General features: G+C 69.9%; 24 protein-coding genes and 1 tRNA gene. 12 read left to right on the top strand and 13 right to left on the bottom strand.

The window, feature by feature from the left end; translation table 11 throughout:
- Positions 1–13 precede the first annotated feature (13 nt).
- The 4 genes from ACFSZT_RS08645 (at position 14) to mscL (ending at position 2,276) form a co-directional block, all read left to right on the top strand.
- On the top strand, positions 14–643 hold the full coding sequence (locus ACFSZT_RS08645; protein WP_377390027.1) for a 5-formyltetrahydrofolate cyclo-ligase: 630 nt from the start codon (positions 14–16) through the stop codon (positions 641–643).
- An 89-nt stretch (positions 644–732) separates the two neighbouring features.
- Positions 733–1,059, top strand: a complete 327-nt coding sequence (locus ACFSZT_RS08640) for an FmdB family zinc ribbon protein (protein WP_377390005.1) — start codon at positions 733–735, stop codon at positions 1,057–1,059.
- A gap of 133 nt (positions 1,060–1,192) precedes the next feature.
- Positions 1,193–1,837 (top strand): SAF domain-containing protein, encoded by a 645-nt coding sequence (locus tag ACFSZT_RS08635; RefSeq protein ID WP_377390003.1) that lies wholly within the window; start codon positions 1,193–1,195, stop codon positions 1,835–1,837.
- A gap of 31 nt (positions 1,838–1,868) precedes the next feature.
- Complete coding sequence (gene mscL, locus ACFSZT_RS08630; RefSeq protein ID WP_377390001.1) at positions 1,869–2,276, top strand: large-conductance mechanosensitive channel protein MscL; 408 nt, start codon at positions 1,869–1,871, stop codon at positions 2,274–2,276.
- Between the two features lie 9 nt (positions 2,277–2,285).
- Here the strand turns inward: mscL and ACFSZT_RS08625 are convergent, their stop codons facing one another.
- From ACFSZT_RS08625 to ACFSZT_RS08590, 8 genes are all read right to left on the bottom strand, one after another.
- Positions 2,286–2,471, bottom strand: coding sequence for a hypothetical protein (locus tag ACFSZT_RS08625; RefSeq protein ID WP_377389999.1), 186 nt, complete (start codon positions 2,469–2,471; stop codon positions 2,286–2,288).
- 28 nt (positions 2,472–2,499) lie between these two features.
- Positions 2,500–3,000 carry a MogA/MoaB family molybdenum cofactor biosynthesis protein gene (locus ACFSZT_RS08620; RefSeq protein WP_377389997.1) on the bottom strand — a complete coding sequence of 167 codons (501 nt, stop codon included), beginning with the start codon at positions 2,998–3,000 and terminating at the stop codon, positions 2,500–2,502.
- Between the two features lie 271 nt (positions 3,001–3,271).
- Positions 3,272–4,603 carry a S1C family serine protease gene (locus ACFSZT_RS08615; RefSeq protein ID WP_377389995.1) on the bottom strand — a complete coding sequence of 444 codons (1,332 nt, stop codon included), beginning with the start codon at positions 4,601–4,603 and terminating at the stop codon, positions 3,272–3,274.
- A 50-nt stretch (positions 4,604–4,653) separates the two neighbouring features.
- Positions 4,654–5,751 carry a galactose-1-phosphate uridylyltransferase gene (gene galT / locus ACFSZT_RS08610; protein WP_377389992.1) on the bottom strand — a complete coding sequence of 366 codons (1,098 nt, stop codon included), beginning with the start codon at positions 5,749–5,751 and terminating at the stop codon, positions 4,654–4,656.
- On the bottom strand, positions 5,748–6,545 hold the full coding sequence (locus ACFSZT_RS08605; RefSeq protein WP_377389990.1) for a DeoR/GlpR family DNA-binding transcription regulator: 798 nt from the start codon (positions 6,543–6,545) through the stop codon (positions 5,748–5,750). Before ACFSZT_RS08605 ends, galT begins: the two co-directional genes overlap by 4 nt.
- A gap of 114 nt (positions 6,546–6,659) precedes the next feature.
- Positions 6,660–8,057: a sensor histidine kinase gene (locus tag ACFSZT_RS08600; RefSeq protein WP_377390025.1), complete on the bottom strand. Its 1,398-nt coding sequence runs from the start codon at positions 8,055–8,057 to the stop codon at positions 6,660–6,662.
- 23 nt (positions 8,058–8,080) lie between these two features.
- A complete protein-coding gene (locus tag ACFSZT_RS08595) occupies positions 8,081–8,770 on the bottom strand; it encodes a response regulator transcription factor (protein ID WP_377389988.1) in 690 nt (229 codons plus the stop codon).
- Positions 8,771–8,855: 85 nt separating this feature from the next.
- Complete coding sequence (locus ACFSZT_RS08590) at positions 8,856–9,506, bottom strand: response regulator (RefSeq protein ID WP_377389986.1); 651 nt, start codon at positions 9,504–9,506, stop codon at positions 8,856–8,858.
- A 154-nt stretch (positions 9,507–9,660) separates the two neighbouring features.
- Between ACFSZT_RS08590 and ACFSZT_RS08585 the strand changes: the two genes are divergently transcribed.
- From ACFSZT_RS08585 to ACFSZT_RS08575, 3 genes are all read left to right on the top strand, one after another.
- Positions 9,661–9,733: transfer RNA gene (locus ACFSZT_RS08585), tRNA-Arg, on the top strand.
- Between the two features lie 584 nt (positions 9,734–10,317).
- Positions 10,318–10,980 carry a transcriptional repressor LexA gene (gene lexA / locus ACFSZT_RS08580; protein WP_377389984.1) on the top strand — a complete coding sequence of 221 codons (663 nt, stop codon included), beginning with the start codon at positions 10,318–10,320 and terminating at the stop codon, positions 10,978–10,980.
- 24 nt (positions 10,981–11,004) lie between these two features.
- Entirely contained in the window at positions 11,005–11,703 is a 699-nt protein-coding gene (locus tag ACFSZT_RS08575) for an HAD-IA family hydrolase (protein WP_377389982.1), read from the top strand.
- Positions 11,704–11,751: 48 nt separating this feature from the next.
- On the opposite strand, the gene ACFSZT_RS08570 is transcribed toward ACFSZT_RS08575, so the two are convergent.
- The 4 genes from ACFSZT_RS08570 to ACFSZT_RS08555 form a co-directional block, all read right to left on the bottom strand.
- Positions 11,752–13,044 carry a TRAP transporter large permease gene (locus ACFSZT_RS08570; protein WP_377389980.1) on the bottom strand — a complete coding sequence of 431 codons (1,293 nt, stop codon included), beginning with the start codon at positions 13,042–13,044 and terminating at the stop codon, positions 11,752–11,754.
- A complete protein-coding gene (locus tag ACFSZT_RS08565; RefSeq protein ID WP_377389978.1) occupies positions 13,044–13,622 on the bottom strand; it encodes a TRAP transporter small permease in 579 nt (192 codons plus the stop codon). Before ACFSZT_RS08565 ends, ACFSZT_RS08570 begins: the two co-directional genes overlap by 1 nt.
- A complete protein-coding gene (locus ACFSZT_RS08560) occupies positions 13,609–14,661 on the bottom strand; it encodes a TRAP transporter substrate-binding protein (RefSeq protein ID WP_377389976.1) in 1,053 nt (350 codons plus the stop codon). Before ACFSZT_RS08560 ends, ACFSZT_RS08565 begins: the two co-directional genes overlap by 14 nt.
- Before the next feature lie 141 nt (positions 14,662–14,802).
- Positions 14,803–15,528: an IclR family transcriptional regulator gene (locus tag ACFSZT_RS08555; protein ID WP_377389974.1), complete on the bottom strand. Its 726-nt coding sequence runs from the start codon at positions 15,526–15,528 to the stop codon at positions 14,803–14,805.
- Positions 15,529–15,649: 121 nt separating this feature from the next.
- Between ACFSZT_RS08555 and ACFSZT_RS08550 the strand changes: the two genes are divergently transcribed.
- The 5 genes from ACFSZT_RS08550 (at position 15,650) to ACFSZT_RS08530 (ending at position 21,341) form a co-directional block, all read left to right on the top strand.
- A complete protein-coding gene (locus ACFSZT_RS08550; protein WP_377389972.1) occupies positions 15,650–16,816 on the top strand; it encodes an acyl-CoA dehydrogenase family protein in 1,167 nt (388 codons plus the stop codon).
- A 10-nt stretch (positions 16,817–16,826) separates the two neighbouring features.
- Positions 16,827–18,017, top strand: a complete 1,191-nt coding sequence (locus tag ACFSZT_RS08545; RefSeq protein ID WP_377389970.1) for a CaiB/BaiF CoA transferase family protein — start codon at positions 16,827–16,829, stop codon at positions 18,015–18,017.
- 206 nt (positions 18,018–18,223) lie between these two features.
- The gene (locus ACFSZT_RS08540) at positions 18,224–19,372 is read left to right on the top strand and encodes an acyl-CoA dehydrogenase family protein (protein ID WP_377389968.1); all 1,149 of its coding nucleotides are present in this window, start codon (positions 18,224–18,226) and stop codon (positions 19,370–19,372) included.
- 180 nt (positions 19,373–19,552) lie between these two features.
- Entirely contained in the window at positions 19,553–20,527 is a 975-nt protein-coding gene (locus tag ACFSZT_RS08535; RefSeq protein ID WP_377389966.1) for an NADPH:quinone oxidoreductase family protein, read from the top strand.
- A gap of 37 nt (positions 20,528–20,564) precedes the next feature.
- Positions 20,565–21,341 (top strand): crotonase/enoyl-CoA hydratase family protein, encoded by a 777-nt coding sequence (locus ACFSZT_RS08530; protein WP_377389964.1) that lies wholly within the window; start codon positions 20,565–20,567, stop codon positions 21,339–21,341.
- Between the two features lie 74 nt (positions 21,342–21,415).
- On the opposite strand, the gene ACFSZT_RS08525 is transcribed toward ACFSZT_RS08530, so the two are convergent.
- Complete coding sequence (locus ACFSZT_RS08525) at positions 21,416–22,804, bottom strand: PhoX family protein (RefSeq protein WP_377389962.1); 1,389 nt, start codon at positions 22,802–22,804, stop codon at positions 21,416–21,418.
- Positions 22,805–22,828: the final 24 nt, after the last annotated feature.

Genomic DNA, 22,828 nt, shown 5'->3' with positions numbered 1-22,828 from the left:
CGTGAACCTGCCGATGCCCGACGAGGACGCGCGGGAGGTCGGTGAGGCCCAGGAGCTCAGCAAGGCGCAGTGGCGGGCGCGGATCACCGCCGGGCGCGCCGCGATCTCCGCGCAGCAGCGCGTGGCCGAGGCGGGCGCGCTCGCCCACGCGGTGCGGAAGCTCGCCGCCGCCGGGCTGTCCACGGCGTGCTGTTACGTGCCGTTCGGTTCCGAACCGGGCTCGATCGTCCTGCTCGACGTGCTCCGGGACGCCGGCGCCCGGGTGCTGCTCCCGGTGGTCCCCGACGCGCCCGGCCCCTTGGACTGGGCCGAGTACGCGGGCACGTCCGGTCTGGTCCCGGGCCGGTTCCGCGGCGTGCTGGAACCGGGCGGGCCACGGCTGGGGACGCGCGCGATCGGCGAGGCGGACGTGGTGCTGCTGCCGGCGCTGGCGGTGGATCGGCAGGGAGTGCGGCTCGGCCGGGGAGCCGGGTATTACGACCGCTCGCTGGTGTTCGCGGCGCCGGACACGCGACTGGTGGCCGTGATCCGCGACACGGAGCTGGTGGACCGGCTTCCTGCCGAGTCGCACGACGTGCGGATGACGGGCGTGCTCACGCCAGGTCGTGGTCTGGTCGAGCTCCCGGACGCGCACCCGGTGTGACCGGGACTCGATTGCGCCGCCGGAATGCCATACCGCAAAATTGCGTTAGCACTCTGACGAGTCGAGTGCCAATGCCCGAAGGAGCGCCCGTGCCGACCTATCAGTACGCCTGTAAGGAGTGTGGCCACCAGTTCGAGGTGGTCCAGTCGTTTTCCGACGCCAGCCTGACCGACTGCCCGGAATGCAACGGGAAGCTGCGCAAGCTGTTCGGATCGGTAGGCGTCATCTTCAAGGGCAGCGGCTTCTACCGCACCGACTCGCGCTCGTCCACCAGCTCGAGCGGCAAGTCGAACGGTTCGTCCAGTTCGTCCGGTTCCGAGAGCTCGAAGTCGGACTCGAACGGCTCCTCGTCCTCGGCGAGCTCCTCGAGCTCCTCGTCGACAAGCGCGTCCACCACGAGCTCGGCCGCCTCCTGACGGACCGGTTATCCACATCACCCCCGTTGTCCACAGGTTGGTGATTCGCCGCTTCCCCGCCGTGGAGAGGCTCTCCTAGCGTCGATCGGGTCGAGGGTGGACGTGCCCTCGGCCCGATCACTGGGGGACGTCGATGACCAAACCTTCCGGGCGGCGCCTGCGCCTGCCCTCGTCGCTGCGGACGCGGCCCGCGACACTCATCCGGCGTGCGCTCGCCGTCGGCCTCTTTCTGCTCGCGGCCGCTCTCGCCGCTCACCCGGCGACCGCGGACGGGGAACGCGGCGAGCCCGCCCTCGTCTTCGCGCGTGATCTCCCACTGGGGGCGCCGCTGGGGCCGGACGATGTCCGGCGCGTCGACCTCCCCGCCGCGCACCGGCCCGCCGGCACGCTCAGCGACCCGGCGCTCGTGGCCGGACGCCGCCTCGTCGGTGTCGCCCGCGCGGGTGAACCTGTCACCGACACCCGGCTGGCCGGCCCACACCTCGCACCACCCGGCACGGTGACCGTTCCGGTGCGGCTCGCCGAACCGGACGTGACGCCACTGCTGCACCCCGGAATCCGGGTCGACGTGGTCTCCCTGACGGCCGCTGAACAGCGCGGCCAGGTGCTGGCGGACGACGTGTCGGTGCTCTCGGTGATCACGTCACCGGGCTCGTCCCGCGACGGTCCGCCCGGCGTCGACGGCGGTCCGCTGGTGCTGCTGGCGGTGCGGACGGGCCTCGCTTCCGACCTCGCCGCCGTTTCGCTCGCCCAGCCCGTGACCGTTACCCTCCGCTAGCGACAAAGTCCTATGTGGAAGGGAGTGCGGCGTGCTGAAGGGCTTCAAGGATTTCCTGATGCGCGGCAACGTCGTGGAACTCGCGGTCGCGGTCGTCATCGGTACGGCCTTCACCGCGATTGTGACGGCGTTCACCAATGGCCTGATCAAGCCGTTGATCAACACGATCGGCGGTTCCGATGCCGCCAAGGGGCTGGGCTTCAACATCCTCGGTGGCAACGACTCGACGTTCCTCGACTTCGGCTCGGTCATCAATGCGGCGATCAACTTCGTGATCATCGCCGCGGTCGTGTACTTCATCCTGGTGCTGCCGATGCAGAAGATTCAGGAGCGCCGCAAGCGTGGCCAGGAAGAGGGTCCGGCGGAGCCCACGGATGTCGAGCTGCTGCAGGAGATCCGCGACCTGCTCAAGGAACAGCGGGTGCGCGACAACGCCTGACCGCCCGGATCACCGGTCGTGATGGGGCGGCCGGTTCTCCAGGTACCAGTCGTCGGCCGAGGAGCGGCCCGGCTTCGGGTCGCGCTCGTCCGATGTCGTCTCCGGCAGGACGTCCCCGAACACCTCGTCGAGCTCGCGCCGGGATCGACGAGGTGGCTCAGGGCGTCGCTGTGGCTCGTGTTCGTCCCGTGGCATGCCGAAGGCCTTCGCTGCGCTCGTGCTGTCAGTCCTCGTCGAGCCCGGAGAGCTCCTCGATGACGTACGGCAGCAGGGCCGACAGGGTGGCCATGCCGTCGCGCACGGCGGCGCGCGAGCCCGCGAGGTTCACCACCAGTGTGCTGCCCGAGACCCCGACGAGGCCACGGGAAATTCCGGCATCGATCGCACCGGCGGCCAAACCGGACGACCGCAGGGCCTCACCGATGCCCGGGATCGGGCGGTCGAGCACGCCGGCCGTGGCATCCGGTGTGACGTCGCGCGGCGAGACTCCTGTCCCACCCACGGTGAGCACCAGGTCGACGCCTCCGATGACAGCCGTGTTGAGCGCGTTGCGGATCTCCACCGTGTCCGCGCGCACCACGACGGACCCGTCGACGATGAAGCCGGCCTCCTCGAGCAGCTCGGTCACCAGCGGACCGATCGAGTCCTCGGTTTCCCCTTGGGCGGTCCGGTCGTCCACGACCACCACCAGAGCGCGGCCGAGCCGCTGTGCACTCCGTTCCATGGTCACCACCGTAGTAGGACGAGCCCGGAATGCGGAGCACGGCCGACACCGGTGTGTGCTGCCCGGCACGTCGCGGGCCGGTTGCGTCGCCGGCACACGCGACGGTCCGATGTGGAGAGCGAGGTCCGGACCATCCCGTGACGACCCGGCACACGCGCGACCGCGCGCAACCGGCCGCATGGCACCGGTTGCGCGCGGTCATGGCGGGCTCGCCTGCGCGGCGAACACGGGGTTGGTCTCGGCCGCGCCCTGCGGCCGAGCGACTGGGTGGTCAGTTGCCTCCCACCGGCTGTCCGCCGAGGGTCACCTCGAGGGTGCGGTTGCCGGACAGCGTCAGGGTCACCTGCTCACCGGGCGCCCGCGTGCGGATGGCCGCGACGAGGGTGTTGGCATCGTCGATCACGCGGTCGTCGAGCTTGGTCACGACGTCGCCCGCCTTCAGCCCGGCCTTCTCGGCGGGGCTGCCGGCGAACACCTCGCCGATCGCCGCGCCGCCGCCCGGAGCGTCACCCACGGTGGCACCGATGTAGGTCTGTGTCGCGTGGCCGTTCTGGATGATGTCGTCGGCGGTGCGCCGGGCCTGGTCGATCGGGATGGCGAACCCGATGCCGACATTTCCACCCTCCTGCTGGCCGAAGCCGGAGGAGGCCTGGGGGCTGTAGATGGCCGAGTTGATACCGATGACCTGGCCCGCCATGTTGGCGAGCGGGCCACCCGAGTTGCCCGGGTTGATCGCGGCGTCGGTCTGGATGGCATCCATCACCGTGGTCTGATCGCCCTGCCCGCCGGCGGTCACGGGGCGATGCAGGGAGCTGACGATGCCGGAGGTCACCGTGCCGGCGAGCTCGTACGGCGAACCGATGGCCACCACCTGCTGGCCGACCCGCAGGTCGTCCGAACGGCCCAGCTCGACGGTGGGCAGATTGCGGGCGTCCTCGGCGCGCACCACGGCGATGTCCGTTGTCGGGTCCCGGCCCACGATCGACGCCTCGGCGCGCTGGCCGTCCTGGAACACCACCTCGATGCGGCCGCCGTCGGCGGCACCCGCGATCACGTGGTTGTTGGTGAGGATGTAGCCGTCGGCGCTGATGATGAAGCCGGAGCCCTCACCCGCGCCCGCACTGCCCTGCGTCCGCAGCTGCACGACGCTGGGCCCCAGCTTCTGGGCGACGGACTCGACGCTGCCCGCGGGCGGGTTGCCCGTCTGCCTGGCAGGCGGCTCCTGCTCGAGCGCGTTGACGGAGGTGCCGCCGCCGGAGGAGGCGTTCTCGGCGGCCAGGTAGCCGCCCGCGGCACCGGCCCCGCCTCCGACGAGCAGCGCCAGCAACGCGACCCCGGCGACCAGCTTGCCCGCGCCGGCGCGTGGCCGGGGTTCGCTCGCACCGGAACCCGGCATCGACGCCGCCGGATACGTGGCCGTGTGCGGGTACTGGGGGCCGGCATACGGATTTCCCGCCTGCCCGTGTGCGTTCCCCGGCTGCCCGTGCGCGCTCTGCGCGGACCACGGATTGGGGTTCGCCTCACCCGGCCAGGCCCCCTGGTCGGGAGTTCCCGATGCCGGAGTGCCGGACTTGTCCGCAGCGTTCGGGTCGTTCTCCGTCATACGCCCATGATGGGGCATGCCCCTGAGAGCTTGCTGAACAGCGACTGTGCTCAGGACGAGAGTGTGGCCGCGGCGCGAAGCCGGCCGGCGATCTGCTCCGGCGTCGCGTCGTTGACCCACACCGCCATGCCCGACTCGGACCCGGCGAGGTACTTCAGCTTGTCAGCCGTCCGCAGCACCGAGAACAGTTCGAGGTGAAGCCACGACAGTTCCCGGTCGCGGTGCTTGGGTGCCTGGTACCAGCCGGCGACGTAGGGCAGCGGGCGTCCGTAAAGGCCGTCACAGCGACGCAGCACGCCCAGGTAGACGCGGGCGAAGTCGTCGCGCTCGGCGTCGTCGAGTTCGGTGAGGTCCGCGACCTGCCGGTGCGGCACCACCTGCACCTGCACCGGCCACCGCGCCGCCGGCGGGACGAACGCCGTCCAGTGCTCGCCCTCGGCCACGATGCGGGTGCCCGCTTTCCGTTCGGCGGCCAGGACGTCGCCGAGAACGTGCCTGCCGTGCTCGGCCCGGTAGGCGGCCGCGGTGTCGAGCATCCGTTCGGTGCGCGGCGTGACGAACGGGTAGGCGTAGATCTGGCCGTGCGGATGGTGGAGCGTGACGCCGATCTCCTCGCCGCGGTTCTCGAAGAGGAAGACCTGTTCGACGTCGTCGAGTGTGGACAGCGCCGCCGTGCGGTCGGCCCACACGTCGACGACCGTGCGCACCCGCTGCGGGCTGAGCTCGCCGAAGGAACGGTGGTGGTCGCTGGTGAAGCACACGACCTCGCAACGACCGCGGCCGGGCGCCACGGGCACCAGGCCCGCGCCGTCCACGGTGGCCGCCTCACCCGGCACGCCCTGGGCCAGCGACGGGAACCGGTTCTCGAACACCACGACGTCGTAGTCGCTCTCGGGCACCTCGCTCGGTTTGCCGGGCTTGGTGGGACACAACGGGCAGAGATCGGCGGGCGGCTTGTAGGTCCGCGTCTGGCGGTGGGCGGCCAGCACCACCCACTCGCCGGTGAGCGGGTCGCGGCGGATCTCGGACGCGGCGGCCACCGGCGGGATGTCCCGGGTGTCGACCGCCTCCCGCGGCGGGGCGTCCGGTGTGTCGTCGAAGTACAGGATCTCGCGGCCATCGGCGAGGTGGCGCACGGTCTTTCTCACTCGTCCGCCTCCGCCCGGCGCTCCGGGTCGGCGATCAGGAGTTCGCCGGCGTTCTCGGACAGCACTTTCCTGGCGTCCTCGGGCAGTCCGGTGTCGCTGACCACCACGCCCGCGTCGGCGAGGTCGGCGATGGTGCTGATGCCGACCGTGCCCCACTTGGTGTGGTCGGCGAGCACGACGAGTTTGCGCCCCGCCTCCACCAGTGCCCGGTCGGTCTCGCTCTCGGTGAGGTTCGGCGTGGTGAAGCCGGGACCCTCGGCCATGCCGTGCACGCCGAGGAAGACGAGGTCCAGGTGCAGGCTGCGCAGGCTTTGCACGGCGACCGGACCCACCAGCGCGTCGGAGGGCGTCCGCACGCCGCCGGTGAGCACGACGGTCCGGTCGGTCTGTCCGGAGTCGTGCAGGATGTCGGCGACGCGGACCGAGTTGGTGACGATGGTGAGGTCGGGGATGCCGTCGAGCGCGCGAGCGAACGTCCACGTGGTGGTTCCGGCCGAGATCCCGATGGCGGTGCCCGGTTTCACGAGGCTCGCTGCGAGTTCGGCGATGGCTTCCTTCTGCTCCCGCTGCCGGACGGACTTGGCCTCGAACCCGGGCTCGTCGGTGCTGCGGCCGGTGATCGTGGTGGCGCCGCCGTAGACCTTCTCGACCAGGCCACGGCTCGCGAGGACGTCGAGGTCCCGGCGCACGGTCATGTCCGAGACGCCCAGCCGCTCCACCAGGTCGCTGACGCGTACCGCGCCGGTGCGCTGAGCCTCCTCGAGGATGATCGCTTGCCGCTGCCGCGCCAGCACTCGCGTAGTCTCCCGCCGTCCCGCCGAATCACACCTAACTACACAAAATTCTACATGATCCAACAGCCGTTGGTGGTGTGATCCGCTGCCGCGGCGGCGAGAGGTGGACGCCGGTCAGCCGGCAACCCCGGGCAGCCGGATGGTCATCAACGCGCCGCCATCGGGATTCGATCCCGCGTAGACCGTGCCGCCGTGCCGCTCGGCCGCCTGCTTCACGATCGCCAGGCCCAGGCCGGACCCGGGGAGTGTGCGCGCCTCGCGGGAACGGTAGAAGCGCTCGAAGACCTTCGGCAGGTCCTCCGGCGCGATGCCCGGCCCGGCATCACCGATCTCCACCACGGCCGTGCCGTCGCCGAGCTGCCGCAGCCGCACCGTCACCGTCGAGCCGTGCGGCGAGAACTTCACGGCGTTGTCGAGCAGGTTCAACACCGCGCGTTCGAGCACGCCCGGGTCCCCGGTCAGCACCCAGGGCTGGAGCTCCACGTCGAACTCGGTGTCGCCCGCCCGCCTGCGGGCGCGGTCGAGCGCCCGCTCGACCACCTCGGCGAGGTCGACGCGTTCGACGTGCTGCTGCGGTCCGCTGTCCCGCGCCAGCTCGACGAGGTCACCGATGAGCTGGGTGAGCTCGTCGAGCTGGCCGCGGATGTCGGCCTCGATCTCGGCACGGACGTCCTCGGCGAGCGCGGGCGAGCCCTGCCTGCTCGCCGACAGCAGCAGCTCCAGGTTCGTGCGCAGCGAGGTCAACGGCGTGCGCAGTTCGTGCCCGGCGTCCGCCACGAGCTGGCGTTGCCGCTCCTGCGACTCGGCCACGGCCGACAGCATGGTGTTGAAGCTGTGGGTGAGCCTGGACAGCTCGTCGTCGCCGGTGACCGGGATCGGCCGTAGGTCCATCGTGCTGGCCACGCGCTCGGTGGCCGAGGTCAGGCGTTCGACCGGTCTCAGCGCCGTGCGCGCGACCGCCGTGCCCGCGGCCGCGGCCACCACGATGCCCGCTCCGCCGAACAACAGCAGCACGAACGACAGATCTTTCAACGTGTGCTCGGTCGGCTCGAGCGACTGGGCGAGCACCAGCGCCTGCCCCGGCCCCGAGCTCAGCGCGACCACGCGCATGTTCGTCTCGGGGTCCGTGCGCAACGACTGCTCGGCGCCACCCGTCGCCACCGCCAGCTCCTGGCGGCCCCACGGCGGCGCCGTGCCACTGTCGGGATAGAACAGCAGGCCGTTCGCCTGCAGGAGTCCGATCTGGATGTCACTGCCGACCAGCACGGCCACCGGGATCTGCCGGAAGCGCGACACCACGGGCACGCTGTCGGCCGCGGCCGCCGCGCGTTCGGTGAGGTTGGCGTCGAACTGCTCGTACAGGTTGTCGCGCACCGTCAGGAACGCCACGAGCGACACCAGCGCCACGGTGCCGCCCACGCAGGTCGCGGCGAGCAGCATGACGCGGGTGCGCAGCGAGATCCGCCGCCGGGGCTCGTCAGGCCGGCCCCTCGCGATCGGCGTCCCGGCCATGCTCGCGGGCGCTGCCTGCTGGGTCACGGAGGCGTCTCCCGCAGGACGTAACCGACCCCGCGCACGGTGTGGATCAACCGCGGTTCGCCGTCCGCCTCGGTCTTGCGCCGCAGGTAGCCGACGTAGACCTCCAGCGCGTTGCCGGAGGTCGGGAAGTCGTAGCCCCAGACCTCCTCGAGGATCCGGCTGCGCGTGAGCACGTGCTTCGGGTAGGTCATGAACAGCTCGAGCAGGGCGAACTCGGTGCGGGTGAGGCTGATCCGCCGCTCGCCCCGGCGCACCTCCCGGGTGTCGGGGTCCAGCGTGAGGTCGGCGAAGCTGAGCACCTCCGCGCCGTGCGACTGCGACTCGGCGCCCGCCCTGCGCAACAGCGCCCGCAGGCGAGCGAGCAGCTCCTCCAGCGCGAACGGCTTCGGCAGGTAGTCGTCGGCGCCGGCGTCGAGGCCGGACACGCGGTCGGACACGGTGTCGCGCGCGGTGAGCACCAGGATCGGCAGGTCGTCTCCGGTGCTGCGTAGCCGGCGCGCCACCTCGAGCCCGTCGAGGCGCGGCATCATGACGTCCAGCACCATGGCGTCCGGCCGCTCGGCGACGACCTTCTCCAACGCCTGCGCGCCGTCACCGGCGACGTCGACCTGGTAGCCGTTGAACTCCAGGGAGCGCCGCAGCGACTCCCGGACGGCCCGATCGTCGTCGACAACGAGTATCCGCATGCGACCAGTCTGGCCTGTTCAGCTGAGACCGGCCTTAAGGCGGACCCCCGTTCGGGGTGTCGGGCGCGTCACGCGGAGTAGGCCGTCAGTTCACGAGGCCACCGCGGTAAGCCAGCAGCGCGGCCTGGACACGGTTGGCCGCACCGATCTTGGACAACACCGCGGAGACGTAGCCCTTCACCGTCGCCTCCGACAGGTGGAGCCGGCCGCCGATCTCGGCGTTGGACAGGCCCTGCCCGATGAGCTCGACCACCTCGCGCTCGCGCTCCGACAGCGAGGCCAGCAGCCGCCGTGCCGGCGCCGCCGCCCGCGCCTCGTCGCGCTGCGCATTGACCATGCGGGCGGCCACGCTCGGGTCGAGCACGGCTCCGCCGCGCGCCAGGTCGCGGACCGCGCGAACGAGCACGGCGGGCTCGATGTCCTTGAGCAGGAACCCGTTGGCGCCGAACCGCAGCGCGAGGCTGACGTACTCGTCCACGTCGAACGTGGTGAGCATCGCCATCCGAGGCGGTTCGGGCAGCGCCTGCATCGCCCGCAGCGCCCGGATGCCGTCGTCAGGCTGGCGCATCTTGATGTCGAGCAACGCGACGTCCGGCCGCAGCCGTCTCGCCGTCTCCACAGCCGATCTGCCGTCGACCGCCTCGCCGACCACCTCGATGTCCGGGGCGGCGGACATCATCGCCCGCAGACCCGAGCGGACGAGCTCCTCATCGTCGGCCAACATGACTGTGATCACGGCCTGCCTCCCGGCTGGGGTGGCGCGGGTTCACCGCGCCGGGGACGGGAAAGTTACCCACTGGTAGTGGAGGTATTACAGTGAGAGACTGGCCGGTAGTCAAGGTCCGGTTGCCCACACCCGACCGCGGACCGTTAAGCTGTCGGTTGTATCAGCCCTCGTAGCTCAGGGGATAGAGCACCGCTCTCCTAAAGCGGGTGTCGGAGGTTCGAATCCTCCCGGGGGCGCACAGGTCAGAGCGCAAAAGATCGCCCCCCATCAGCGAAAATGCCGATGGAGGGCGATCTTGCCAGTGGCGGCTGTATGCGGTTCGGAGCGGTTGTTTGCGGGCCGTCACGCCCCATACGCGCCCCGGCCGCGCCCCATCAGTGCCCCAGTCCTTGTTGGACCTGGCGCCGAGGCACTTGGCATAGACCTCCAGCAGCACGTCCACAGAGCGCCCGGCCCAATCCGCCACCTGAGTCGGCGAAACGCCCGCATTGAGCCAGGTAGACACCGCTGCGTGGCGGAGGTCGTGCGGCCGCTTCGCGAGCGGTGTCGCCGCGACGGCCTTGGACAGTGTCGCGGCCCGTGCTCGCTGCCAGACGCGATTCCAGGTGATGAGCGGGACCTCTCCCCCTTGCTCGCCCCGGAAGAGGTATCACCCGCAAGCTCGGCGCGTCCAATCGCACGCACGCCGTCCGCCTGGCCCGCGACGCCGGGTTGATTCCCTGAGCGTCCCGGCCAGGCTGCGGCCACAGGTGACGCTGAGCACGAACGGTGAAGCACGCACCGATCGGCAGAGCAATCGTCTTTGGCTACGATGCCGCGGGTGACCACCTACGACGATCTCAACGCCTTCGGTGATCTGGACGCCTCCGCACTGCCGCTCCGTCAGCAGCGAATCCTGGCCGTGATCCGGGATTGGGTGGTCCGGTACGGATACTCCCCGAGCACCCGGCAGATCGGCGACGCCGTCGGGCTGCGCTCGTCGTCGTCGGTGTCGAAGCACCTGGCGAGCCTCGAGGAGAAGGGTTTCCTCCGCCGCAGCAGCACCGTGTCGCGGCCGATCGACGTCCGCGCGTTCCTCCGGGAGCCTTCGGCACGACAGTCCACTGAGGACTCGGTTTCCGTGCCCGTGGTCGGTGACATCGCCGCGGGCACCCCGATCGCCGCGGACGAACACCTCGACGACACGCTGACCCTGCCGCGCGAGCTCACCGGACGCGGCAACGTGTTCGGGTTGCGCGTGCGCGGCGACTCGATGATCGACGCCGCGATCTGCGACGGGGACATCGTCGTGGTGCGACAGCAGGCCGAGGCGCACTCCGGCCAGATCGTCGCCGCGATGATCGACGGCGAGGCCACCGTCAAGGTGTTCCGCCGCCGCGGCGGCCACGTCTACCTCGAACCACGCAACCCGGCTTACGACGTCATCGACGGCGACGAGGCAGTCGTGCTCGGCATCGTCGTGTCGGTGCTGCGCAGCGTCTGACCCGCACGGCGGATGAGGAGCACGATGTTCGACACCTATGACGCGCTGAGCTTCGACTGCTACGGCACCCTCATCGACTGGGAGACGGGCATCGCCGCGGTGATCGGCCCCTGGGCGCGCCGGTTCGACTCCACGCTGACCGACGAACAGGTCCTGGTCGCCTACGCCGACGAGGAGGCGCGGGTGGCGAGGGAGACCCCGACCATGCTCTACCCGGACGTACTCGCCGAGGCCTTCCGCGCCACCGGACGGAAACTTGGCTATCCGGTGCCCGACGCGGAGGCGGAGCGGCTCGGCTCGTCCGTACCGGACTGGCCCGCCTTCCCCGATTCGCACGACGCCCTCGCCTCGCTCGGAGAACGGTTCCGGCTCATCGTTCTGTCCAATGTCGACAGGGCGAGCTTCGAGGGCAGCAGGCAGCGGCTCGACATCGAGTTCGACCACATCATCACCGCGCAGGACGTCGGCAGCTACAAGCCGGCCCAGCGCAACTTCGACGTGCTCACCGCATACGCCAGGGACGACGGCCTGAGCTTGCTGCGCGTGGCGCAGAGCCTGTTCCACGACCACGTCCCGGCCAAGCGCGCCGGCTTGCCCGGCGTGTGGATCAACCGCAGGCACGACCGTCCCGGCTGGGGCGCCACGCCGGACCCGGGCCAGGACGTGCGCCCGGATTGGGAGTACCCGTCGATGGCGGCCTTCGCCGAGGCCGCTCGCGCCTGACGGCGGTGCTCTGCGGGGCCGGCATCGGCGCGTCAGCCGACGACTCGGTCACTCGGCCGACATGGTGTTCGGCACCCACAACACGATGTCGGGGAAGGCGATCAGCAGGGCAGCAACCGTGATGAGCGCGAGCACGAACGGCAGCGCCCCCCAGAAGACCTCGGTCACCGGATGGCGTGCCGTGCGGGCCACCACGAACACGTTCAGGCCGAGCGGCGGGGTGACCAGTCCGATCTCGGCGAGCAGGACGATCAACACACCGAACCAGATCGGGTCGTAACCCAGTTCGAGCACCAGCGGGAGCACGATCGGCACGGTGAGGGCCAGGATCGCGATCTGGTCCAGGAAGAACCCGAGCACCACATAACAGAGGGCCAGGAACACGATCACCACGATGGGCGCGACATCGAGCGAGCCCACCCATTCCACCACGGCAGGCGTGACCCTGGTCGAGGTGATGAAGTAGCCGAGAATGTGCGCGCCGAGGATGATCATCAGGATCATCACGCTGGAATTGATGGTCTCGACGATCGCGTGTTTGATCGCGCTCCACGTCACCCGCCTGCGCGCAGCCATGAGGGCGAAGCCACCGACGGCTCCCAGTGCGGCGGCCTCGGTCGGTGTCGCGACGCCGAAGTACACCGTTCCGGTGACGAGCGCGAAGAGAGCGAGCACCGGACCGGCTGTCCGAAGGCTGCGGAGCTTGTCCGCCCACGCATACCGCTGTCCTGCCGGCGCGGACGCCGGGTTCACCTTGACGAGGATCATCAGCGTGATGATCAGCGCGCCCGTCACCAGCGCACCTGGGACGAATCCCGCGACGAGCACCTTGCCGACACTCTGCTCGGCGAGGATGGCGTAGAAGACGAGGATGATGCTCGGCGGCACCATGGCGGCCAGCGTTCCGACGACCGCCACCAGACCCGTCGAGATCCTCGGGCTGTAACCAGACTCGATCATCTTCGTGGACGAGGTGTGCGCGAGAGTCGCGGCGGCAGCGGTACTCGAACCCGAGACGGCGGCGAACATGGCGCCCGCTCCGGTCGCGGCGATACCCGTGCCACCGCGGACCCGGCCGATCCAGACTCGGCTGGCGTGGAAGAGATCGTCCATCACTCCGCTGGCCACGACGAACTGAGCCATGAGGATGAACAGCGGAATCGGCGACAGCGAGTACGACGACACGGCGGCCAAGGGCGCGGACTGCAGTACACCGAGGACAACGGACAGTCCACCATGGATGTAGAGGCCCAATGTGCCGGCGATGGCGATGGCGAAGCCCACCGGGATCCGGATGAGCAACAACAGCAGCATCACCGCGATGACGACGACGACCGACATCAGCTCGCCTCCCCGGCTCCGTCATCGGTGAACGGCCGGCGTCGCGTCACCGTGTCACACACCAGGCGAAGCGTCAGCAGCGCGGCACCGAGGGGTACGAGGATGTGCCAGGTCCAGGTCGGAATGCTGAGCTCGGCTCCACCGGGTGGCGGGATGTCCCGGGACTGCCAGACATCGTGGGTAGCCAGGATTCCCGCCCACAGCAGCAGCGCCGACATGGCCAGCATCAGCACTCTGCCGACCACGGTCATGGCCGCCTGCACCTTCGCGGGGCATCGCTGGTACACGACGTCGATGGAGACGTGCGCACCCACCCGGAACGTGTACGCCAGCGCGAGGAAGAAGTAGCCGGGAAGCAGGTAGTCCTGAATGAACCCGAAGCTCCAGCCGAGCGGCGATCCGGCGACGTAGCGCATCCCGGTCTCGATCACCATCAACACCGTCATCACGATCAACGCGGTTCCCGCTCCGGCGATGCCGATGCGTTCGATCGCCGAGACTGCCCGAAGGACGACGGAGGGGCGGTGTGCGGCCTCGGTGTCCGATGTGGATCGTTCCGTGGTGTCAGTTGTCGTCATGGGCGTCCTGTTCCAGTCTCCGCAGCCGCTCCTTCAGCTCGCGCAGGGCAGCGCCGCCGGGACGGCCGATTTCCGCCATGTCGGCCGCCCAGAGCCGCTGGATGGGCTCGGTCGCCCGATCCCAGACCTCACGCTCGTCACCGGCGATCCGATGCATGTGCACACCCGCGTCGCGCATCTGTTGCCTGCCCTGGACGTTGCCCTCCTGCAGAGCGGCGCACAGGCTACGGGTGGCCTCCCGACCCGCACGGTGAAGGACGTCCTGGAGCTCGGACGGCAGCACGTCCCAGGCGGATTCGCTGATGCTGTAGGTCATCGTGAAGCTGCCGAGTCTGGCGCCGACCGTGGCGTGGCCGGTGACCTCCTCCAGGTGGTACGGCGCGGCGCTCACCGGCCCGAGGACCGTGCCGTCGACGGTGCCCCGCGAGATCGCCTCGTACATCTCGGTGGCCGGCATCCCCACCGGAGCGGCACCCAGGCCCTCGACGGTCCGATCGATGGTTCCCCCCGACGAGCGCAGCTGCAGGCCGCGCAGGTCACTGGGCGTACGCACCGGGCGGGAACCCGTCAGGACGTCGTAATCGGGAATCATGCCGACGACGAGCGGACGCAGCCCCTTCGGTTCGAAATCCTCGCGCCACAGGAGTCCGCCCTCCGACATCAGCTCCGACACCGCGAGCGAGCCGGTGCACGAGTCGCCGACCAGGCCCGGCAGGTCCGCGACCCCGGACAGTGGAAGCTCGGCAGGGACGTAGGCGGGTGCGACCGAACCCAGATCGACGACACCGGTGCGGATCAGCGACGGGATGTCGGCGGCGTTGCCCATCTGCTCCGCGGGGAAGTAGTCGAACTGGATCCGGCCGCCGGAGAGTTCACGTGCCCGGTCCATGAGCACGCGCGCCCCGGCATCGGAGAACGGGTGACCGAGCGGATACGAGTCGGCGACCTGCAGCGTGTAGACGCCGTCGGACTCCAGGACCGGCGCGGGCGCCGCGCACGCGGTACTCGCCGTAGCCAGGGCGAGCGACACGGTCAGCACCGCGGCGGGTCTCCGTCGACCCCTGCGCATTCCCCACCACCGTTCTTAAATACGAATGGCTGTTCCGATATGCCACCGTAAGGTGTGAGCTGACGCACTGTCAATGCTCGCGTGGTCGCGCTGCGGAGTCGGCCGAGCGACTCACGAGAGCCGGGAAGCGGCCGCCCTGGTCGCCTCGACCAGGGCTTCGGCGATGTCGGCCAGCCGTTCGGAAATACGCGTCGTGGGCCCGGCGACCGCCATGGCGGCGACCACGCGGCCGTGCACCACGATCGGACGCGCCGCTGCGCTGACGTCCGGAAGTGTCTCGCCGCGGTTGGTCGCCACGCCGTCGGAGCGGACCCGCTCGAGCTCCTGCCGGGCACGCTCGAACGCCGCCGGGTCGTCGATGATCGAACGCAGGTAGGCGTCCCGCCTGCGCTCGGGCCACGACGCCAGCAGCACCTTCCCGGCGCTCGGCGGGTAGAGCGGACGACGGACGCGCAGCGGCGCCGAGTAGCGGATCGGCTGCCGCGATTCGACGGCGGCGATGTATACCACCGACTCTCCCACAGCGGTGCCCAGCATGGCCGTCTCGCCGAAGGTGTCGCGTAGTTCCTCGAGGCTCGGCCGAGCCGCGTCCGCGAGATTCGGCCGTTCGGCGGTGAGCAGGTTCCCCAGGGCAGGACCGAGGTGATAGCCGCCGCCCTCCTCGATGAGATAGCCGGTGGACACCAGACCCTTGACCAGACCGAACACCGACGACTTGGGGGCGTCCAGCGCGGCAGCCAGAGTGGCGAGCCGGACGCCGGGGCGCTCGGCGGCCAGCTCGAGGATCGCGGTCACCCGGCTGACCGTGCGATGCGACTTCGCGACTGATTCGACCATGTCCACTCCTGACGCGTTCGTATGTACGAACAATAGTTGCCCCCTTCCCGCTTGACAGCGGCAGGACAGGGTCCGTAGCTTGTCCCTATATCGGAACATTCCTTCGTATATAGGGATATCGGTGGACTTTGAGCTGACAGACGACCAAAAGCAGTTGCGCGCGGCCGCCCGCGAACTCGCCGCCGAGTTCTCCGACGATTACTGGGCCGAACGCGACCAGCTGGGTGAGTTCCCGTGGGAGTTCTACCGGGCGTTCGCGGACGCAGGCTGGCTCGGCATCGCGATCCCGGAGACCTACGGCGGGGGCGGGCTCGGCTTGCTCGAGGCGTCACTGCTCGTCGAGGAGATCGCCGCGTCCGGTGCCGGCATGAACGGGTGCAGCACGATGCACCTGACGATCTTCGGCCTGAACACCATCGTCAAGCACGGCAGTGCGGAACTGCGACAGGAAGTGCTGCCACCAGCCGCGGACGGCAGCCTCCATGTCTGCTTCGGAGTCACCGAACCGGACGCCGGCACCGACACCACCCGCATCAGTACCTTCGCCCGGCGCGACGGGCAGGATTACGTCATCAACGGCCGGAAGGTGTGGATCACCAAGGCGGGCGATTCGCAGAAGATGGTGCTGATCGCGCGGACGACGCCCCGGGCCGAGGTGGCCAAACCCACCGACGGGATGACGCTGTTCCTCGTCGACATCGACTCCGACGCCGTGCATCTGCGGCCGATCCCGAAGCTCGGGCGCAACGCCGTGGCGTCCTACGAGGTGTTCATCGACGACCTGCGAGTGCCGGCCTCCGCGCGCATCGGCGAAGAGGGCAAGGGCTTCACCTACCTCCTCGACGGGCTCAATCCCGAACGCATCCTGCTGGCGCACGAGGCACTCGGGATCGGCAGGGCCGCGCTGCGGCGGGCAACGCGGTACGCGAACGAACGCGTGGTGTTCGACCGCCCGATCGGCAGGAACCAGGGCGTCGCGTTCCCGCTCGCCGAGGCGGCCACGCGACTGGACGCGGCCGAACTGATGGCGCGCAACGCGGCATGGCGCTACGACAACGGCCTGCCGTGCGGGCGGGAGGCCAACATGGCGAAGTTCCTCTGCGCGGACGCCGGCTTCATCGCCGCAGACCAGGCGATCCAGACCCACGGTGGCATGGGATACGCGCGGGAGTACCACGTCGAGCGCTACTTCCGGGAGTCCCGGATCCTCCGGCTGGCCCCGGTCAGCCAGGAAATGGTGCTGAACTACGTATCCCAGCACGTACTCGGCCTGCCGAAGTCCTACTGAGGGAGCGACGTTGCCGACTACCGACGGTGCACTGGCCGGCATCCGTGTCGTCGATCTGTCCCGCGTGCTGGCCGGGCCCTACTGCACGCAGATGTTGGCCGACCACGGCGCCGACGTGATCAAGGTCGAGCCGCCGGGCGGCGACGAGAGTCGCGGCTGGGGGCCGCCGTTCTTGCGCCCAGGTACCAGCGCATACTTCAGCGGCCTCAACCGCAACAAGCGCAACATCGCCCTCGACCTGAGCTCCGCCGAAGGACAGGACGTTCTCGCGCGACTGCTCGCGGACGCCGACGTGCTGGTGGAGAACTTCAAGGCGGGCACCCTGGCCAAGTGGGGGTTCAGCGACGAGTACCTCCGGCGAACCTATCCGGCGCTCGTCCACAGCCGGATCACCGGGTTCGGGGTCGACGGCCCGCTCGGCTCGGCGCCGGGCTACGACGCCGTGCTGCAGGCCTACGCGGGGTTGATGAGCATCAACGGCGAGACCGACGGCCCCGCATTGCGAGTGGGTGTGCCCATTGTGGACATGGTGACCGGAATGCTGTCGTTCGGCGGGATCCTGCTCGCATTGCACGAGCGACAGCGCTCCGGACGCGGTCAGCTGGTGGACAATACGCTGATCGACACCGCCGTGAGCCTGTTGCACCCGCACACGGCGACCTGGTTCGCCAGTGGAAAGGTCCCTCCACGCAGCGGTTCGGCGCACCCGACGATCGCGCCGTACGACACCTTCGCCACCGCTACCGGGCCGATGTTCCTCGGGATCGGCAACGACCGGCAGTTCCGGTCCCTGGTCGAGGTTCTCGGCCGTCCGGCGCTCGCCGACGACCCGCGCTTCGCGACGAACGCCGACCGGGTCATCAACCGCGCCGACCTCAGCGCCATCATCGCTGCCCTGCTCGCCGACCGCGATCGCGACGAACTCGGCACCCGCCTGCTCGAACGTGGCGTGCCGTCATCACCCGTGCACGACGTCGGCGAGACGCTGACCGACCCCCACGTCCTGCATCGAAAGATGGTCGTCGAGCTCGACGGCTACCGCGGCGTCGGCATCCCGGTCAAGCTCGAGCGCACTCCCGGCACGGTGCGAACGCCGCCGCGCGAGCACGGCGCGGACACTCGAGAGGTCCTCCGCGAACTTGGCTACGCCGACGAGGAGATCGCCCGAATCGACGCGCAAGGTCGCCGAACCCTCCACTGACCTCGACTCGGCCTGCCGGACTGCCCTCGGTCACCCCATGGGCCAGTTCCGAGGTGACCCCGACCGGACTCGACATCGGGCACGCCAGGAGGCAGGGTCGCTTGGCGAGGAATCCACCGACGCCCGCAGCCTCACCGAACAGGTCGAGGCGCGGCGACGGCCGGTCCCGCTACACCAGCGACGGAAAACATGATCGGAGAAGCCTGATGGACCTGCAGCTCACCGCGGAGCAGCTCGAGTTCAAAAAGCTCGCCCGAGAGTTCCTGGAGGCCGAGGTCGTCCCGCACCGGCAGGAGTGGGACCGCAGGGAGGAAGTCGACCCGGCGATCGTGCCCAAGCTCGGCGAGATCGGGTTCTTCGGGCTCACCATTCCCGAGGAGTACGGCGGCCTGGGTGGCGACTGGATCACCTACTGCATCGGCATGGAGGAGCTCGGCCGCGCCGACTCCGCCGTGCGCGGCATCGTGTCGGTGTCGATGGGCCTGTGCGGCAAGACCATCCTCGCCCACGGCTCGGAGGAGCAGAAGCAGCGGTGGTTGCCCGGCATCGCGAACGGCACCAAGGTCGGCTGCTTCGGCCTCACCGAGCCCGACAACGGCTCCGACCCGGGCCACCTCAAGACCCGCGCGCAGCGTGACGGCGACGAGTGGGTCATCACGGGGTCGAAGATCTTCATCACCAACGCCACCATCGCCGACGTCGCCCTCGTCTTCGCCCGCACCGGCGGGGAAGGGCCGCGCGGCATCTCGGCGTTCCTGGTTCCCACCGACACGCCGGGTTTCGAGCGCAACCTGATCCACGGCAAGCTCGGCCTCCGCGGCCAGGCCACCGCCGAGTTGTCGTTCAACGACGTCCGCGTGCCCGCCGACGCCCTGGTCGGCGAGGAGGGCAAGGGCTTCAAGTACGCGATGGAGTCGCTGGACAAGGGCCGGATCTCGGTCGCCGCCGGCTGCGTCGGCATCGTTCAGGCCTGCCTCGAGGCGTGCGTCGACTACGCGAAGTCCCGGGAACAGTTCGGCAAACCCATCGCCTCCTACCAGCTCGTCCAGGACATGATCGCGGAGATCTCCGTCGACGCCGACGCGGCGAGGCTGCTCGCCTGGCGTGCCGCCGACCTGGTCGAGCGCGGCCTGCCGTTCGGCACTGCGGCCTCCAAGGCCAAGCTCTTCGCCTCCGAGGCCGCCGTCAAGGCCGCGAACCTCGCCATCCAGGTCTACGGCGGATACGGCTACATCGACGAGTACCCCGTGCAGAAGTTCATGCGCGACGCCCGGGTGATGACCCTCTACGAAGGCACCTCGCAGATCCAGAAGCTCATCATCGGCCGGGCCGAGACCGGAGTCTCCGCATTCTGACCTCGCCCCCAACGCCGAGAAGGTCCGGTGTGACCGGGTGCGCCGGGCGGTGGGGTTCCATGATCGCTGGGCGGTGGCCGCGTCGGTCCATAGAATCCGAGCTGACCGGCCGCCGAGCCGGCTCCGGGACCATGCGCCCGGGCCGGCCCGGCACCAACGACGGAACGGAGAGCGACAGCGATGTACGCAGCGACGGTCACCCGGACGGACGGTCCGGCAGCACTGGAGGTCGTCGAGACTCCCGCGCCGGTGCCCTCGGCCGGCGAGGTCCTCATCGACGTCAAGGCGGCCGGTGTCAACTTCCCGGACCTGCTGCTGACCAAGAACATGTACCAGTACAAGCCGGAGCTGCCGTTCGTCTTGGGTGGCGAGCTCGCGGGCGTCGTGGTCGAGGCACCGAGCGGGTCCGGCTTCTCCCCCGGTGATCGGGTGGCGGCCAGCAGCACCACCGGCGCCTTCGCCGAGCGGGTCGCGGTACCGGCGCAGGCCGTCTTCCCGCTTCCCGACACGGTGGACTTCGCCGCGGGCGCATGCCTGCCGATGAACTACCTGACCATGACCTTCGCTCTGCTCAAGCGCGGGCAGCTCACCGACGGCGAGACGGTGCTGGTGCAGGGCGCGGCCGGTGGCATCGGCACCGCCACGATCCAGCTGGCCACCGCCATGGGAGCCCGCGTCATCTCGGTCGTGTCCACAGAGGACAAAGCGCGGTTCGTCAAGTCCGTCGGCTCCACCGAGGTCGTGCTGGCCGACGGGTTCAAGGACGCGGTCAAGGAGCTCACCGACGGCCGCGGTGTCGACATGGTCGTCGACCCCGTCGGGGGCGATCGGTTCACCGACTCGCTGCGGTGCCTGGCGCCGCTGGGGCGGTTGCTGGTGCTCGGGTTCACCGCCGGGGACATCCCGACCGTGAAGGTCAACCGCCTCCTGCTGAACAACATCGACGTCCGTGGTGTGGCCTGGGGCGCCTACGCGATGTCCGAGGCGGGCACCCTCCGCCGGGAATGGGACACGCTGCTCCCCTACCTCGAATCCGGCGCCGTCAACCCGCCGATCGCCGCCACCTACCCGCTCGCCCGGGCGGGCGAGGCCGTCGCGCAGCTCGAGAACCGCACGGTCCAAGGCAAGGTCGTCGTGGATCCCACCGCGCGCTAGCGGCACGCACCCGTCCCGGATAGAGATGGAGAACCCCTTGTCCCAGCAACTGATCGTCGAGCGGTCCGGAAACATCGAGACCTGGTGGATCAACCTCCCCGACATCCGGAACCCGATCACCAGTCCGGAGATGATCGAGGCGTTCGTCGACAACACCGCTCGCGTCGACCGGGACCAGGACGTGCGATGCGTGATCCTCACCGGAGCGGGCAAGGCGTTCTCCGCGGGAGGCAACCTGAAGGACATCGCGGAGCGGCAGGGGATGTTCGGCGGCTCGCCGTACGTCCAGCGCAACGGCTACCGGCACGGCGTCCAGCGGATCCCCCTGGCCCTGCACGACTGCGAGGTGCCGTTCGTCGCCGCGGTGAACGGCCCGGCCGTCGGCGCCGGTTGCGACCTCGCCATGATGTGCGACCTGCGGATCGCCTCCGAGCAGGCGTTCTTCGCCGAGAGCTTCGTGCAGCTCGGGCTGATCCCCGGCGACGGTGGCGCGTGGTTCCTCACGCAGGCGATCGGGCCCGCCCGGGCGGCGGAGATGGCGCTGACCGGCGACCGGATCGACGCCAGGACCGCTCTCGAGTGGGGCATCGTCACCCGCGTGTGCGCGCCCGGTGACCTGCTCGACGAGGCACGGGCTCTCGCGGAGCGCATCGCGAAGAACCCCGGGCCGTCGGTGCGGATGACGAAGAAGCTGCTCCGCGAAGCGCGTCGCCGCGACCTCGCCGGCGTGCTCGAACTCAGCGCGTCGATGCAGGCCCTCGCCCACCACACCGAGGAACACCGGGCCTCCATGGACAAGATCGCGAAGCGCTAGCCGGCACGACCCGGCCCGCGGACTGCGCCGGGATGGCCCGGGCATGACCGAACCACCCCGGCGCACCGGCCGGCCTACAGCGATCCGGTCCGCCACGGACCGGTGATGGCGAACGTGATGCCGGGCGACTGCGTGTTCACAAACAGCCAGTTGCCGTTGCTCGGCTCGAAGGTCGAGCCGCACCACTCGGATCCGCGGTAGTCACCGGGCTCCACCGACTTCCCGGGGATACCGCCCGCAGGCACCACCACGTCGTTGCGCGCGAACGGGAAGACCACGCCGTCGGTCGTCAGACCGTGGACGTACTCGCCCTCGCTGCCGTCCTCGCACAGGACGATGCCCCCGCGCGGGCTCACCGAGATGTTGTCGGGGTTGTTGAGCACGGCGGCGTCCGGCGAGGCGAACAGCACCCGCATCGTCTCGGTCCTGGGGTCGTACTCGAATACCTGGCCCTGGCCTTTCGGGCCGCCGCTGGTGGACACGATGTATGCGCGGTCGTTGCCCCACCACGCGCCCTCGAGCCTGCGGAACACCGCGGCCCCCTTGGCGGCGCCCTGCTCCGCGGGCCGGGTCTCGCCGGGGCCGTAGTCGGGGTTGTCGATGGTGACCCAGCCGGTGCGGTACTCCGTCCCGGTGCCGTCGTCGTAGGTGCTGTACGACGAGCCGTCCGGTGTCCGGACCACCAGCATCTGCAGCTCACCGCCGTCGGAGAGCCTGCCCGGCGTCTTGGGCAGGTAGCGGTAGAACCCGGACGGGGTGGCGTCCTCGGTGAGGTAGACGATCCCGGTGCCCGGATCGACGCACACGGCCTCGTGGCTGAAGCGGCCCATGCCCTTGAGCGGACGCGCGTCGCCCTTGGCGTCGAAGGGCACCTCGAACACGTAGCCGTGCCGTGTCCCGTCGGCGCCGGTCTCCGTGGTCTCCTCGCACGTCAGCCAGGTGCCCCACGGGGTCGGGCCACCGGCACAGTTGCGGATCGTGCCGCCGAGGCTGCCCCACGACTCGAGGAACTCGCCCTTGTCCGGGTCGAACACGAGGTTCGTGGTGCCGCCGGTGGCGCGCGGGTCGTACGACGGGTCGGTGAACGCGCCGGTGTAGCCGCCCTGCTCGTGGTTGCGCACCAGCGCGATCTTGCCGTCAGGGCGGTGGAAGGCCGCCATCCCGTCGTGCATGCCCGGGGTCGGTGTGCCGTCGGACATCTCGTCGCCGGTCCAGCCGTAGGACAGGTACTCGAACCCGCGCGGCAGCGCCAGTAGCGGCAGCCCGGTCGTCTGGTCCTTCACCGGCCGCAGCGGGCCGTAGTCGGGGCTTTCCGGCGCCTTCACCATCGGCGCCGCGCCTGCCGTCCGTGCGCCCAGGGCACCCAGCGGCCCGAGCGCGGTCAGCCCGGCGATGCCGGCCACGCCGCCCGTGAGAAATCCTCGGCGACCGAGGCCGGATCTGGAGCGGTTTCCATCGGACATGACGCGCCTCCTCGTGGGGGTGGG

The organism is Prauserella oleivorans (assembly GCF_042685745.1).
Lineage (GTDB): Bacteria > Actinomycetota > Actinomycetes > Mycobacteriales > Pseudonocardiaceae > Prauserella_A > Prauserella_A oleivorans.
The sequence above is the reverse complement of the archived record's forward strand: the minus strand, read 5'-3'. Positions and strand labels throughout refer to the sequence as shown.

What these genes read in the sequence shown, in the direction of transcription:
- ACFSZT_RS08540 (WP_377389968.1), top strand. Translation starts at nt 18,224, where the DNA reads ATGGACCTGCAGCTCACCGCGGAGCAGCTCGAGTTCAAAAAGCTCGCC.
- ACFSZT_RS08535 (WP_377389966.1), top strand. Translation starts at nt 19,553, where the DNA reads ATGTACGCAGCGACGGTCACCCGGACGGACGGTCCGGCAGCACTGGAG.
- ACFSZT_RS08525 (WP_377389962.1), bottom strand. Translation starts at nt 22,804, where the DNA reads ATGTCCGATGGAAACCGCTCCAGATCCGGCCTCGGTCGCCGAGGATTT.
- ACFSZT_RS08565 (WP_377389978.1), bottom strand. Translation starts at nt 13,622, where the DNA reads ATGACGACAACTGACACCACGGAACGATCCACATCGGACACCGAGGCC.
- ACFSZT_RS08595 (WP_377389988.1), bottom strand. Translation starts at nt 8,770, where the DNA reads ATGCGGATACTCGTTGTCGACGACGATCGGGCCGTCCGGGAGTCGCTG.
- ACFSZT_RS08645 (WP_377390027.1), top strand. Translation starts at nt 14, where the DNA reads ATGCCCGACGAGGACGCGCGGGAGGTCGGTGAGGCCCAGGAGCTCAGC.
- ACFSZT_RS08555 (WP_377389974.1), bottom strand. Translation starts at nt 15,528, where the DNA reads ATGGTCGAATCAGTCGCGAAGTCGCATCGCACGGTCAGCCGGGTGACC.
- ACFSZT_RS08575 (WP_377389982.1), top strand. Translation starts at nt 11,005, where the DNA reads ATGTTCGACACCTATGACGCGCTGAGCTTCGACTGCTACGGCACCCTC.
- ACFSZT_RS08600 (WP_377390025.1), bottom strand. Translation starts at nt 8,057, where the DNA reads ATGGCCGGGACGCCGATCGCGAGGGGCCGGCCTGACGAGCCCCGGCGG.
- ACFSZT_RS08635 (WP_377390003.1), top strand. Translation starts at nt 1,193, where the DNA reads ATGACCAAACCTTCCGGGCGGCGCCTGCGCCTGCCCTCGTCGCTGCGG.
- ACFSZT_RS08570 (WP_377389980.1), bottom strand. Translation starts at nt 13,044, where the DNA reads ATGTCGGTCGTCGTCGTCATCGCGGTGATGCTGCTGTTGTTGCTCATC.
- ACFSZT_RS08615 (WP_377389995.1), bottom strand. Translation starts at nt 4,603, where the DNA reads ATGACGGAGAACGACCCGAACGCTGCGGACAAGTCCGGCACTCCGGCA.
- ACFSZT_RS08625 (WP_377389999.1), bottom strand. Translation starts at nt 2,471, where the DNA reads ATGCCACGGGACGAACACGAGCCACAGCGACGCCCTGAGCCACCTCGT.
- ACFSZT_RS08620 (WP_377389997.1), bottom strand. Translation starts at nt 3,000, where the DNA reads ATGGAACGGAGTGCACAGCGGCTCGGCCGCGCTCTGGTGGTGGTCGTG.